General features: G+C 67.8%; 12 protein-coding genes (1 of these 12 cut by a window edge). 6 read left to right on the top strand and 6 right to left on the bottom strand.

Annotated elements, in window-relative coordinates:
- Positions 1-32: 32 nt before the first annotated feature.
- The gene (gene rplT, locus AZC_RS22815; protein WP_012172967.1) at positions 33-392 is read right to left on the bottom strand and encodes a 50S ribosomal protein L20; all 360 of its coding nucleotides are present in this window, start codon (positions 390-392) and stop codon (positions 33-35) included.
- Between the two features lie 28 nt (positions 393-420).
- Positions 421-621 carry a 50S ribosomal protein L35 gene (gene rpmI, locus AZC_RS22810; protein ID WP_012172966.1) on the bottom strand — a complete coding sequence of 67 codons (201 nt, stop codon included), beginning with the start codon at positions 619-621 and terminating at the stop codon, positions 421-423.
- Positions 622-873: 252 nt separating this feature from the next.
- Here rpmI and AZC_RS22805 point away from each other — a divergent pair, with 252 nt between their 5' ends.
- The gene (locus tag AZC_RS22805) at positions 874-1,395 is read left to right on the top strand and encodes a BA14K family protein (protein WP_012172965.1); all 522 of its coding nucleotides are present in this window, start codon (positions 874-876) and stop codon (positions 1,393-1,395) included.
- A 92-nt stretch (positions 1,396-1,487) separates the two neighbouring features.
- Positions 1,488-2,048 carry a BA14K family protein gene (locus tag AZC_RS22800; RefSeq protein ID WP_043879772.1) on the top strand — a complete coding sequence of 187 codons (561 nt, stop codon included), beginning with the start codon at positions 1,488-1,490 and terminating at the stop codon, positions 2,046-2,048.
- Between the two features lie 100 nt (positions 2,049-2,148).
- Here AZC_RS22800 and infC read toward each other — a convergent pair whose 3' ends face one another.
- Positions 2,149-2,673 carry a translation initiation factor IF-3 gene (gene infC / locus AZC_RS22795; RefSeq protein ID WP_012172963.1) on the bottom strand — a complete coding sequence of 175 codons (525 nt, stop codon included), beginning with the start codon at positions 2,671-2,673 and terminating at the stop codon, positions 2,149-2,151.
- Positions 2,674-2,990: 317 nt separating this feature from the next.
- Between infC and AZC_RS22790 the strand changes: the two genes are divergently transcribed.
- The 3 genes from AZC_RS22790 (at position 2,991) to AZC_RS22780 (ending at position 6,936) form a co-directional block, all read left to right on the top strand.
- On the top strand, positions 2,991-3,839 hold the full coding sequence (locus AZC_RS22790) for a DUF3108 domain-containing protein (RefSeq protein ID WP_012172962.1): 849 nt from the start codon (positions 2,991-2,993) through the stop codon (positions 3,837-3,839).
- Between the two features lie 378 nt (positions 3,840-4,217).
- The gene (locus AZC_RS22785) at positions 4,218-5,630 is read left to right on the top strand and encodes a glutamine synthetase family protein (protein ID WP_012172961.1); all 1,413 of its coding nucleotides are present in this window, start codon (positions 4,218-4,220) and stop codon (positions 5,628-5,630) included.
- A 10-nt stretch (positions 5,631-5,640) separates the two neighbouring features.
- Positions 5,641-6,936 carry an NAD(P)/FAD-dependent oxidoreductase gene (locus tag AZC_RS22780; RefSeq protein WP_012172960.1) on the top strand — a complete coding sequence of 432 codons (1,296 nt, stop codon included), beginning with the start codon at positions 5,641-5,643 and terminating at the stop codon, positions 6,934-6,936.
- Between the two features lie 27 nt (positions 6,937-6,963).
- Here AZC_RS22780 and AZC_RS22775 read toward each other — a convergent pair whose 3' ends face one another.
- On the bottom strand, positions 6,964-8,673 hold the full coding sequence (locus AZC_RS22775; RefSeq protein WP_244421758.1) for a methyl-accepting chemotaxis protein: 1,710 nt from the start codon (positions 8,671-8,673) through the stop codon (positions 6,964-6,966).
- Positions 8,674-8,794: 121 nt separating this feature from the next.
- A complete protein-coding gene (locus AZC_RS22770; RefSeq protein WP_043879771.1) occupies positions 8,795-9,151 on the bottom strand; it encodes a hypothetical protein in 357 nt (118 codons plus the stop codon).
- A gap of 233 nt (positions 9,152-9,384) precedes the next feature.
- Here AZC_RS22770 and AZC_RS22765 point away from each other — a divergent pair, with 233 nt between their 5' ends.
- Positions 9,385-10,587 carry a GGDEF domain-containing protein gene (locus tag AZC_RS22765; RefSeq protein ID WP_043879770.1) on the top strand — a complete coding sequence of 401 codons (1,203 nt, stop codon included), beginning with the start codon at positions 9,385-9,387 and terminating at the stop codon, positions 10,585-10,587.
- A gap of 21 nt (positions 10,588-10,608) precedes the next feature.
- Here AZC_RS22765 and AZC_RS22760 read toward each other — a convergent pair whose 3' ends face one another.
- Positions 10,609-11,630, bottom strand: partial view of a DHA2 family efflux MFS transporter permease subunit gene (locus tag AZC_RS22760; RefSeq protein ID WP_012172956.1) — the 3' portion only. It continues 553 nt past the right edge of the window; 1,022 of the gene's 1,575 nt are visible here — the last part of the coding sequence; the start codon falls outside the window, past its right edge; the stop codon is at positions 10,609-10,611.

Here is an 11,630-nt window from a genome sequence, read left to right as displayed (position 1 = left end):
GGTCAGGCGCGGGATGCGCCGGGCGGGGTCGCTCAGGCCGCGAGGGCAGCCTGCGCCTTCTCCACCAGGGCCTTCAGGGTCTCGGGCTCATGGACGGCGATGTCCGAGAGCACCTTGCGATCCACCTCGATCCCGGCCTTGCCGAGACCATCGATAAATCGGCCGTAGGTCATGCCGAGTTCGCGCACACCCGCGTTGATCCGCTGGATCCAGAGCGCGCGGAACGTGCGCTTCTTCACCTTGCGGTCGCGGTAATTGTACTGCATCGACCGTTCGACGGCCGACTTCGCAGCGCGGATGGTATTCTTGCGACGGCCGTAAAAGCCCTTGGCGGCTTTGAAGACCTTCTTGTGCTTGGCGTGTGAGGTAACGCCACGTTTCACGCGGGCCATGGATCAGCTCCTTATCGCGGTTCTGGCGTCAGCCGTTCGGCAGGAACGACTTGCGGATGATCCGCCCATCGCTCTCGCACAGGATGTTGGTGCCGCGCTGGTTGCGGATCGTCTTGTTGGTCCGCTTGATCATGCCGTGGCGCTTGCCGGCCTGCCCCGCGATAACTTTTCCGGTACCCGTCAGACGGAAGCGTTTCTTCGCTCCCGACTTGGTCTTCATCTTGGGCATTTGGCTCTCCGTAGCCGCGATCCGCCGCCCGTTGCCGCGCGGGGCTTTCGGCCTCTTGTTAGTGAGCAATAAGAACCAGCACGGCAGCCCTTGTCGCCGGCCGGTTCGGAAGGCCGCACTCGTTACAGGAGCCGGCTCGAAAACGCAAGCGGCGCGGGCCGGCCGGGCGCGTCAAAGCGGCCAATCTTCGACGTTCGGAACCCCGAGAATGCCAAAGTGTTGGAATAAAAGGGATCCGTCGGAGGAATTGCCATGCGTATTTCCAGCACATCCGCGCTCTCTTCGCTCGCCCTCGCGCTGATGGCGGGCCTTGCCCTGGCGCCACCCCCCGCCGCGGCCGGCGCCCTGCAACTTGGCACCCTGCCGGCCCCCGCCGCCGAGGCTGCCCGCGCTCCCGTCACCGAAAGCGTTCAGTACCGGCCCGGCTGGGGTGGTCCCGGCTGGGGCGGCGGCTGGCGCGGCGGCCCCGGTTGGGGCGGCCCCGGCTGGGGCTGGCGGGGCGGCTGGGGTCCGCCGCCGCCTCCGGCCTGGGGCTGGCGTGCCGGTGGCTGGGGCCCCGGACCTTACTGGGGCGGCTATTATGGCTATGGACCGGGCTGGGGCTTTGCGCCGGGCTTTGCCACGGGCGTCATCGTCGGATCCGCGGTGGCCGCGCCGCCGCCACCCCCGCCGCCGGCCAACTGGTACGCCTATTGTGCGTCCAAGTACCGCTCGTTCGATCCGCGGACGGGCACCTACATGGGATATGACGGCCGCCGGCATCCCTGCACATGAGGTCTCTTGCGTCATGGGCGCCCGTTCACGGCCCCGTGACGCAATGGCACCTTCCGGCGGCTGAGGCGTTTATTCTCCGGAAGGAGACAGAAATGACCCAGAACATCGGCGCCTTCCGGCGCACGTCTTCGATCATCCTTGCCGCCGCTGTCGCGGGCTCGCTCGGTCTACCCGGCGCCGCACAGGCGCAGATGGCCCGTGCGGGCGCGACCAATGCGGGCGCCATGCAGATCGGTGGCGGCACCTCCGTTCCAGTCCAGCAGGTCCAGTACCCGCTTGCGCCGAATGCTCCGCGCGTCGGGCCGCCGCCGCCCCGCGGCTGGCGCGGCAATGGGCCCCGCGCCGGCTGGCGCGGCCCAGGCTGGCGCGGACCGGGCTATTACCAGCGCGGCTGGGGCGGTCCCGGCTGGCGCGGCCCCGGCTATTACGGTCCCCGCTACTATAACTACAACAACAATGGCGCTGCGGTTGCGGCCGGCGTGATCGGCGGCCTCGCACTGGGCGCGGCGGCAGCAAGCGCGGCCAATGCCAATCAGGCCAACCAGGCCAATGCCGCGAATTGGCAGGCCTATTGCGCCTCGAAGTACCGGTCGTTCGATCCGCGCACCGGCACCTATCTCGGCTATGACGGCCTGCGCCATCCCTGCCAGTAGACCCGTGCCGTTCGGCACCATGTGACGGAACCCTGAAAACAGAACGGCCCGCCTTCAGTGCGAAGGCGGGCCGTTTCCGTTCTGGATCCCTCGTGCGCGCTCAGCGCGGCGCGAGGATCATGATCATCTGGCGACCTTCCAGCATCGGCTCGGCTTCCACCTTGGCGATGTTGGTCACGTCTTCCTTCAGCTTCTGTAGCAGCTTGTAGCCGATATCCTGGTGCGCCATCTCGCGGCCGCGGAAGCGCAGGGTGACCTTCACCTTGTCGCCTTCCTCGAAGAAGCGGAGCATGGCCTTCATCTTCACGTCGTAGTCGTGCGTGTCGATGCCGGGCCGGAGCTTGATCTCCTTGACCTCGACCACCTTCTGCTTCTTGCGCGCCTCGCTGGCCTTCTTCTGGTTCTGATACTTGAAGCGGCCGAAATCGAGGATCTTGCAGACCGGCGGGCTGGAGTTGGGCGAGATCTCCACGAGATCCAGCCCGGCCTCCTGCGCCAGCAACAAGGCGTCACGGGTGGGCAGGACGCCGCGGTTCTGACCGTCCTGGTCGATCAGCTGAACTTCGCGGATGCGGATCTCTTCGTTGACGCGCGGGCCATCCTTCTCCGGCGCGACGGGTCTCATGGGGCGGCGAATGGCGGCAAACTCCTCTTGCCATTGATCTTTTTGCCCCGGTGCGGGCGACGGGACAGCGCAGCGGGCTGCATCGTCTGGGCTCGGCGCGAGGGCAGAGCCGCAAGATCGTGATAAACGCCGCGTAAGTCAATGACCTTGGCCGATTCAAGGCGCGGGCGATGCCGCATTTTTACCGGCCTCGGGGGCAGGGCTGGTGCATCGGCGGGCGTCCTCACTCATGGCACAATGGCGGCTCAAGCTGACCTCGAATCAGGACCCCGGGGCGGGGTGCGCCTGATCTGGCCCGCTCCACACCCGGAAACCGTATGCGTCCGCACCTTGCCTCTCTCCGCCTCGCCGCCCTCAGCCTCGCAGGTGCGCTGCTGGCCTTCCTGCCGGCCGGCGCGCAGGCGGACGGGCGCTTCACGGCCCGCTACACGCTGACCGTTGGCGGGGTCTCGGTGGCGCGCGCCGTCGTCGCAGGCCGGGCCACCGCCACATCCTACGAACTGGCCGGCACGGGGCGGGTGACCGGCGTGCTCCGGGTGATCTCCTCCGGCAAGGGGGACGTGGCCGCCCGAGGCGCCATCGGACCCAACGGCCTCAATCCGCAGGTGTTTGCCTTCTCCGCCACCGCCGACGGCAAGGACGAGGCGGTCCGCGTCGCCGTTGCCAACGGCACGGCGAAGGAGGTGGACGTGGAGCCGCCCATCAAGCCGCTGCCGGACCGCATCGAGGTGACCCCGGCGCACCTCACCAGCATCATCGACCCCATGAGCGGGGCCTTCGTCTATGTGCCGGGATCGGCCGAGATGATCTCGGCCGCCGCGTGCGATCGCACCATCCCGGTCTTCGACGGCCGCCAGCGCTATGACATCCGCCTCAGCTACCTGCGCACGGAGCCGGTGAAGGCGGGCAAGACCTATGCGAGCGATGCGGTCGTGTGCCGGGTCTCCTATTTCCCCGTCGCCGGCCACCGGCCGACCCGCTCCACCGTGAAGTACATGATGGAGAACAAGGAGATGTATGTCTGGCTGGTGCCCATCGCAGGCACCCGCCTGATGGCGCCGTTCCGCATCTCCATCGAGACCATGATCGGCACGGCGGTGTTCGAGGCGACGAGCTTCGAGACCGAGCCCAATGCCGGCGCTGCTCCTGCCCCCGCCAAGCCCTGACAGCAGACGCCCGTGCCCTTCCGCCGGGGCGCGTCCGCCGTCCAAAACGGGAACGGCGGGCCGCTGTCGATTCGGCCGCGATTCGTTCCGGACTCGTTCCGGGCGGATCGGGCACCTGTCCCGAAGCGGGAGCGGCGCCGCGTTGACACCTGCCGGGGGGCGGGTGTTCCCTGAGGCATGGACCGTGGCGGCCCGCCTTTCACCGGTGGCTGTCATAATTCTGGAGCTTCAGCGGATCACAACAGCGGTCCGGAACAGGCTCCGCAGGCGGCTCCGGCAGGGCGGCGACGCCCCGGCTGGAACGGCTGCTCTCAACCAATCACAGGGCTTGTCCGCCGTGGCCCATGCGCGGCTGGCGGAGGCGCCCTTGGGGGCTTCATGGCCAAGCGTACCAAGACTGCCGACACGTCGGACAAGGCGTTTCTGAAATCGCCGCGCGGGGTCGCAAGCCTCGCGGAGGCCAAGGCCTGGATGGCGGCGCGCGGCATCACCGAGATCGAATGCATCGTGCCGGACCTCGCCGGCGTGGCGCGCGGCAAGATCATGCCCGCCTCGAAATTCCTGCACTCGCCGGTGATGAACCTGCCGCTCTCGGTCTTCTTCCAGACCATCTCGGGCGAATACCCCGATTACGAGGGGCTGGTGGATTCCGTGGTGGCGGATTCCGACCTCGTTCTCGAACCCGATTTCGCGACCCTGTGCAGCGTGCCCTGGGCGCAGGACCCCACCGCCCAGCTCGTGCATGACGCCTATCACCGTGACGGCCGCCCGGTCGAGGAAGCGCCCCGGCAGGTGCTGAAGAACGTGCTCGACCTCTATGCCAAGCGCGGCTGGAAAGCGGTGGTGGCGCCGGAGATCGAATTCTATCTCGTGGAGCCGAACACCGATCCCGACTATCCGCTGAAGCCGCCCGTGGGGCGCTCCGGCCGGCCGGAGATCGGCCGCCAGTCCTATTCCATCCAGGCGGTGAACGAGTTCGATGCCCTCTTCGAGGACATGTATGATTATTGCGAGGCGCAGGGCCTCGCCATCGACACGCTGATCCATGAGGACGGCGCGGCGCAGATGGAAATCAACCTGCTGCACGGCGATCCGCTGACGCTTGCCGATCAGGTGTTCCTCTTCAAGCGCACCATCCGCGAGGCGGCGCTGGCGCACAAGATCTACGCGACCTTCATGGCCAAGCCCATCGCCAACGAGCCGGGCAGCGCCATGCACATCCACCAGTCGGTGGTGGACGCCAAGACCGGCCGCAACATCTTCTCGGACGAGGATGGCGACCCGACGCCGGAATTCTTCTCCTTCATCGCCGGCCAGCAGAAATATCTGCCGGCGGTGCTGTGCATCCTCGCGCCTTATGTGAATTCCTACCGGCGGCTGACGCGCGATTCCATGGCGCCCATCAATGTGCAGTGGGGCTATGACAACCGCACCGCCGGTCTGCGCGTGCCTCCCTCCCTGCCGGCCGCCCGGCGGGTGGAGAACCGGGTGCCCTCGTCGGACGCCAACCCCTATCTCGTCATCGCGGCCTCGTTGGCCTGCGGCTATCTCGGTATCTCGCAGGGCCTGCGCCCCACGGAGCCGCTGGAGGGGGACGCCAAGGACAAGCCCTTCGATCTGCCGCGCGGGCTCCTCGAAGCGGTGGCGGAGTTCGCCGAATGCGAGGAGCTGGCGCAGGTGCTCGGCCGGCGCTTCGTCACCACCTATGCGGCGGTGAAGCAGGCGGAGTTCGAGACCTTCATGCGGGTCATCTCGCCCTGGGAGCGGGAATATCTGCTGCTGAACGTGTGAGGCGCGGGACATGAGCGCGGCTGAACCGGCTCTCGAACATCCCGCCTCCTGGTACGCCGCGACGGCCGGCACCCCGCCGGCCGGCCTTTCCCTCACGGGCGACACGCGGGCGGACGTCGTGGTGGTCGGCGGCGGCTTCACCGGCCTGTCGGCGGCCCTGCATCTGGCCGAGAAGGGTCTCGATGTGGTGCTGCTGGAAGGCGGGCGCATCGGCTCCGGTGCGTCCGGCCGCAACGGCGGCCAGATCCACACCGGCCACCGGCGCGACCAGCTCCATATCGAGGCGCATCTGGGCAAGGACGATGCGCGCAAGCTGTGGGATCTGGCCCAGGACGCCAAGACCCTGCTGCGCGATCTCGTTTCCCGCCATGCCATCGGCTGCGAATGGCGCGACGGCCTGATCCACGCGGCACACAAGCCGGAGCTTGCGGCCGAGGATCACGCCTACGCCCGCCATCTGCGAGAGACCTATGGCTATGGCGCCATCTCGCCGCTGTCGCGGGATGAGGTGCGCGCGCTGGTCGCCTCCGACGCCTATCACGGCGGCAGCTTCGATGCGGAGGGCGGCCATCTGCACCCCCTCAAGCTCGCCTTTGGCCTTGCGCGCGCGGCGCAGGCGGCAGGGGCGCGCCTTTATGAGCGGGCCCGCGCAGTCTCCGTCTCGGAAAGTACGGACGGGGTGCGTGTCACCACCGCCCACGGCCCGGTGGTGACGGCGGACCGCCTGCTGGAATGCGGCGACGGTCTCATGGACGGGCTCGACCGGCGGGTGGACACCCATGTGATGTCCATCGCCAATTATATCGCCGCCACCAAGCCGTTGGGCGCGCGGGGCGATGCGCTCATCACCAATGATGCGGCGGTGGCGGATACGCGTTTCGTCGTCAACTATTTCCGCCTTTCGCCCGACAGGCGCCTGTTGTTCGGGGGCGGGGAGAGCTACCGGCGGGCCCTGCGCGCGGACGTGCCGGGCTTCGTGCGGCCCTACATGCTGCGCATCTTCCCGCAACTGGCCGACGTGCGCTTCGATTATGGCTGGGGCGGCGTGCTGGGCCTGACCATGACCCGCAACCCCTTCGTCCGCCGCCTGGGCGGACGGGTGCTGGTGGCGGCCGGCTACAGCGGGCAGGGCGTGCTGCTCGCTCCGCTTTTCGGCCAGATCCTCGCGGAGGCCGTGTCCGGCCGGCTGGACCGGCTGGCGCTGCTGGAGCGCTTTCCGGTTCCGGCCTTTCCCGGCGGCACACTGCTGCGCTACCCGCTGCTCGTCGCCGGTCTCACCTATTACGGCCTGCGCGACCGCCTCTGAGGCCGGCCGCGCGCGGAAGGCTCGTCCTCAGGCCGCGCGCACGCAGCTCAAGAAGGTTTCCACCGATCGGCCGAGAAGCTGCGCGCGCTCGGCAAGGCGGCCAGCGAGCGTCTGCACTTCCGAGACGTGGTCGCCGTTGGAGGCCACCGCATCCTGCACGCCGCCGATGCTGGCGGACACGGTGCGCGAGCCGCCGGCGGCCTCGTCCATGCTCACCGAGATATCGCGGCTGGCATGGCCCTGGCCCACGGCGGCATCGGCCACCTCGCGCGCCAGAAGGTTCATGTTCCGGATGGTCTCGGCGATCAGCTCGACCGCCTTCGAGGTGCCGCGGCTGGCGTTCTGGATATTGGTGATCTCGTCCGTCACCTGCGCCGTGGCGCGGGCGGTCTGCTCGGCCAGCGCCTTCACCTCGCTGGCGACCACCGAGAAGCCGCGGCCCTTGTCGCCGGCGCGCGCCGCTTCGATGGTGGCGTTCAGGGCCAGCAGGTTGGTCTGCTCGGCGATGGAGGCGATCACGCCCACCACTTCGCTGATCTTGCTCACGGCCGCCACGAGCTGGTTGGCGGCGGCGCCGGTCTGTTCCGTTTCCTGGAGCGCGGCGGCGGCGATCTCGCTGGTGGTGCGGATGCGCGTGCCGATCTCGTCGGCGGAGTCCGACAGATGGCGGGCGCTGCCGGCGATGGAATTGACCGCGCGGGCGGCGGCATCGGCCGCGTCGGCGGCCTGCTGCGCCTGCGTCTGGGTGGCACTGGAGGCCATCGCCATGGCGTCGGCGGCGCCGTTCATCTTCTCCGCGGCCTCGGCCACCGCGCTCATCATGGCGTGGGCCTCTTCCTCGAAGGCGCGGGCGGCTTCCGCCAGATGCTCGGCGCGCTGCCGGTCGGCCTCGGCGCGGGCGAGCAGGGCGGCATCCGCGTCGCGCTTTTCGAGGAGCGCGCGCTGGAACACCTCGATGGCGCGGGCCATCTCGCCCATTTCGTCGCGGCGCTTGGTGAAGGGCACTTCCACCTCAAGGTCATTGTCCGCGAGGGCGGCCATGCTGGACTTGAGGCGGATCAGCGGCCGCTGGATCTGCGTCACGGTCAGCCAGCCTGCGGCGCCCAGCGCCAGCAGGAGGCCGATGGCCGGCACGACAATGAGCGCCATCTGGGCCTGACCGCGCTGGGTGGCGGCCTCGATGCGCGTCTTGTCGAGCCCCGCCAACACGTCATTGCCGAGCGCGGTGATGCTGGCCACCATCTGCTCGCGGCTCTTCACCGTGGGCTCCTCATTGGCCTGCAGGAGCGCTGCGGCGGGAGAGATGGTGAGGCCGAGCTGGGCCGTGTCTTCCTGATAGGCGATGAATTCGTTGAGCTGGTTGGTCAGCTTGAGCTTGCGGATCGGATCGAGCTGGCCCTCAAGCGCCGCGAAGAAGGGCTCGCGGGCATCGGAAACATCCTTGAGCGCCTGTTGCAGGCCCTGGAGCTTCTCGCGCGCGGCGGTCTTGTCCTTCGCCGTATAGACGGCATTCGCCGCCACCACCGCATGCTCGATGGCGCGGGCCAGCGACTGGGCGTGCAGCGCGCCGCTCCAGATGCCTTCCACCTGTTCGGCGCGCTCCTGTTCCTGCGCGATCTGGAGATATCCGAATGCGGAGACGAGTGCCGTGACCACGGCCAGAAGCGCCAGCACGGCGGCGAGCTTGCGGCCGATGGTCAAACGCAGAACGAGCCGAGGACGGCGAAACCAACGCATGGCATGTGTCCGGCAATTCATGAAGAAGGTGCGCTACCTGTGCTTCATTACTTGACACTGCCATGACGTTTTCCTGGCAAACTATTCAGAATGAACCCATTTTCAGCCAGGAGTTACTATCCTACTTCTTTTCGAGCAACTTGCGCGCTTCTTCGACGGCTTTCAGGCAACCTTCGCGATCACCGGCCGCCTGAAGGTTCTGCGCCTTGTTCAGCGCGGCCACCGCGCCGGACAGCTCCGGCCGTCCGCCTTCCGCCGCCGCGACGGAGCCGGGCGTCGGCTGGCGATCGGTCTGGGCGCCGATGGTCTGGGGCTGGGAGGGCACCGCATTCATGATGGCGTCGATCTGCGACTGCGGGATCTGGCTCTGGAGCGCGACGATCTGCTCGAGGCAGGTCTGCGCCTGCGCCGACGAGGCGCCCGCCAGAACGAGGCCTGAGAATGCGAGGGCAGCGGCAGCCTTTGAAAACGTGATCATGGGAAACCTCCGGGTTGCGCACAGATGACGCGGACGCCCGGCAGGTTTCAAGCCGAAACGTCGCCTCACCCTCCCGCTTTCTCCGGCCGCCCGGCGGCGCGGGCGTGCTCTTCCGATCGGGCCCGATTTTGCCACAGCCCAAAGCCGCGTTTAGGCGGATGCAATATTCTCCTGTCAGTCATGTGCCGGTAGCTTGCTGCTCCGCTCATGCCGCTCAAGGTGACTTGCGTTCGATGTTCCTCGATCCGGCAACCCTGTTCTGTGCCCTCGGGCTGACGATGACCGTCAGCGGCACGGCGCTGCTGTGGAGCTGGCGGTCGGATCGCTCGGAGGGTCTGCTGGCCTGGGCCGGCAGCGGACTGCTGGTGGCCAGTCTGGGCCTCGTGATCAGCGGCGGCTTTCTCGGCCCGACGGGGCGTCTGGCAAACGCCCTCGGCTCCACCATCGTCCTCCTCGCGGTCAGCTTCATCTGGGCCGGCGCGCGCGCGTTCAATCATCGGCCGCTGCCCTGGCGGATCATGGCCGCCATCCTGATCGCCTGGATCGCCATCTGGGCAACGCCCGTCTTCGACATCTGGCCCCGCTACCGCAGCCTTGTCGGCTCCGGCTTCATCGGCCTTTTCCTGGGCCTTGCCACCTTCGAGCTCCGGCGGGGCGAACCCTATAGCGCGCGCGTGCCCCTCGTGGCGCTGATGGGGGTGCATACCGTTGTGGTCCTCGTGCGCATTCCGGTGCTGCTGGGCTTCCTGCCGAACGGAATGGTGCCGAGCGACTCGCCCTGGATCAGCCTGGTGGTGCTGGAAGGCATGATCGCCATCCAGACCCTGGCCATTCTGGTGCTGGCCCTCGCCAAGGAGCGGCTGGAACTGCGCCTGCGCCATGCGGCGGATACGGACTTTCTCACCGGCCTGTTCAACCGGCGGGCCTTCTTCGCGCAGGGCGGGCAGCAGGCGGAAGCCTGCCGACTGGCGCGGCACCCTTACAGCGTCGTGATTTTCGATCTCGACGATTTCAAGCAGGTCAATGATGGCTACGGCCATCCTGCGGGTGATGCGGTGCTGCGTGCCTTCGCGCTGGCGGCCCGTGAATGCCTGTCCCCGGAAGATGTGGCCGGTCGTCTGGGGGGCGAGGAGTTCGCCCTCGTGCTGCCGGGGCTCGATGGCCGGGCGGCGGTCTCCACGGCGCGCCGCGTGCTCGACCGTTTCACGCACCATGCCCGCGCGGCCACCCCGCACAACCTCTGTTGCACGGCTTCCGGCGGCGTTGCGGCCTCCCGGCTCGGGCAGGCCACGGTGGAGGTGCTGCTGAACGACGCCGATCTCGCGCTCTACGAAGCCAAGCGCGAAGGCGACAATGTGCTGCGCCTGTCCTCCGAGCGTGGCGGCTTCGCGCCTTCCCGCGGCCCGACCCGCTCCACCGGAACGCGGGACGCCTGAGGCTTCCCTTCGAGCCGCGTGTCAGTGGGCCGGAGCCGAGCCGGCGCTCGCCCGCGGTTTGCGCACCAGAAAGACGAGGAAGGCCGCCGCGCACAGGAAGATCGTGATCCCGAGGAAGACGTCCGAGAAGGCCATGACGAGCGCCTGCTGGCGCAGCATCTGGGCGATCTTCTTCGTCGCCGCCAGTTCCGCATCCGAGCCGAGGCGGGCCTGGAAGCCGGCGGTGATGGAATTGAGCGTGTCGAGCACATAGGGCCGCGACCAGGTCACCGCATCGCGCAGGCGGGCCATGTGCAGGTCCCAGCGGCTGTTCAGCACCGTATTGATGATCGCGAGGCCCACGGCACCGCCGAGATTGCGCATCAGGTTGAACAGGCCGCTGGCGTTCTTGAGCTGCGAGGGCGGCAGGGTGCCGAGCGCCACCACATTGATGGGCACCATGCACATCATCAGCGCCGCGCCGCGCAGGAGCTGCGGCCACATCAGCTCGTAGAAGCCCCAGTCCTTCGTGATGGGCGTCAGCTCGAAGGAGGAGATGATGAGGCAGACGAAGCCCGTGCCGATGACGAGCCGCGGGTCGAGCTTGCGCCCGAGGATGCCCACGATGGGCGCGAAGATGAACATGGCGATGCCCGTGACGAACACCGTCTCGCCTGTCTGAAGCGAATTATATCCCCGCACCTGCGCGAGGAAGAGCGGATAGAGATAGGTGAGGCCGTAGAGCACCACGCCCAGCATGAAGGTGAGGATGGAGCCCACCGCGAAATTGCGGTCCTTGTAGGCGCGCAGGTCCACCACCGGCTGCTCGGCCCGGAACGCCCGGTAGAAGAAGAGCACCGCGCCGATCACGATCATCACCGAGAAGAAGACGATGGTGTCCGACTGGAACCAGTCGTCCCGCTCGCCTTCCTCCAGCACATATTCCAGGCTGCCGAGAAAGACGGCCATGCCGAGGAGGCCGGTGAAGTCGAAGCGGGAGAGCAGATCGAACTCCGGCTCGTCGAAATCAACCAGGAACCAGCACAGCAGCGTCGCGACGATGC

It is taken from the genome of Azorhizobium caulinodans ORS 571 (genome assembly GCF_000010525.1).
Lineage (GTDB): Bacteria > Pseudomonadota > Alphaproteobacteria > Rhizobiales > Xanthobacteraceae > Azorhizobium > Azorhizobium caulinodans.
The sequence above is the reverse complement of the archived record's forward strand: the minus strand, read 5'-3'. Positions and strand labels throughout refer to the sequence as shown.

What these genes read in the sequence shown, in the direction of transcription:
- AZC_RS22780 (WP_012172960.1), top strand. Translation starts at nt 5,641, where the DNA reads ATGAGCGCGGCTGAACCGGCTCTCGAACATCCCGCCTCCTGGTACGCC.
- AZC_RS22770 (WP_043879771.1), bottom strand. Translation starts at nt 9,151, where the DNA reads ATGATCACGTTTTCAAAGGCTGCCGCTGCCCTCGCATTCTCAGGCCTC.
- AZC_RS22785 (WP_012172961.1), top strand. Translation starts at nt 4,218, where the DNA reads ATGGCCAAGCGTACCAAGACTGCCGACACGTCGGACAAGGCGTTTCTG.
- AZC_RS22800 (WP_043879772.1), top strand. Translation starts at nt 1,488, where the DNA reads ATGACCCAGAACATCGGCGCCTTCCGGCGCACGTCTTCGATCATCCTT.
- infC (WP_012172963.1), bottom strand. Translation starts at nt 2,673, where the DNA reads ATGAGACCCGTCGCGCCGGAGAAGGATGGCCCGCGCGTCAACGAAGAG.
- rplT (WP_012172967.1), bottom strand. Translation starts at nt 392, where the DNA reads ATGGCCCGCGTGAAACGTGGCGTTACCTCACACGCCAAGCACAAGAAG.
- rpmI (WP_012172966.1), bottom strand. Translation starts at nt 621, where the DNA reads ATGCCCAAGATGAAGACCAAGTCGGGAGCGAAGAAACGCTTCCGTCTG.
- AZC_RS22775 (WP_244421758.1), bottom strand. Translation starts at nt 8,673, where the DNA reads ATGCGTTGGTTTCGCCGTCCTCGGCTCGTTCTGCGTTTGACCATCGGC.
- AZC_RS22790 (WP_012172962.1), top strand. Translation starts at nt 2,991, where the DNA reads ATGCGTCCGCACCTTGCCTCTCTCCGCCTCGCCGCCCTCAGCCTCGCA.
- AZC_RS22765 (WP_043879770.1), top strand. Translation starts at nt 9,385, where the DNA reads ATGTTCCTCGATCCGGCAACCCTGTTCTGTGCCCTCGGGCTGACGATG.
- AZC_RS22805 (WP_012172965.1), top strand. Translation starts at nt 874, where the DNA reads ATGCGTATTTCCAGCACATCCGCGCTCTCTTCGCTCGCCCTCGCGCTG.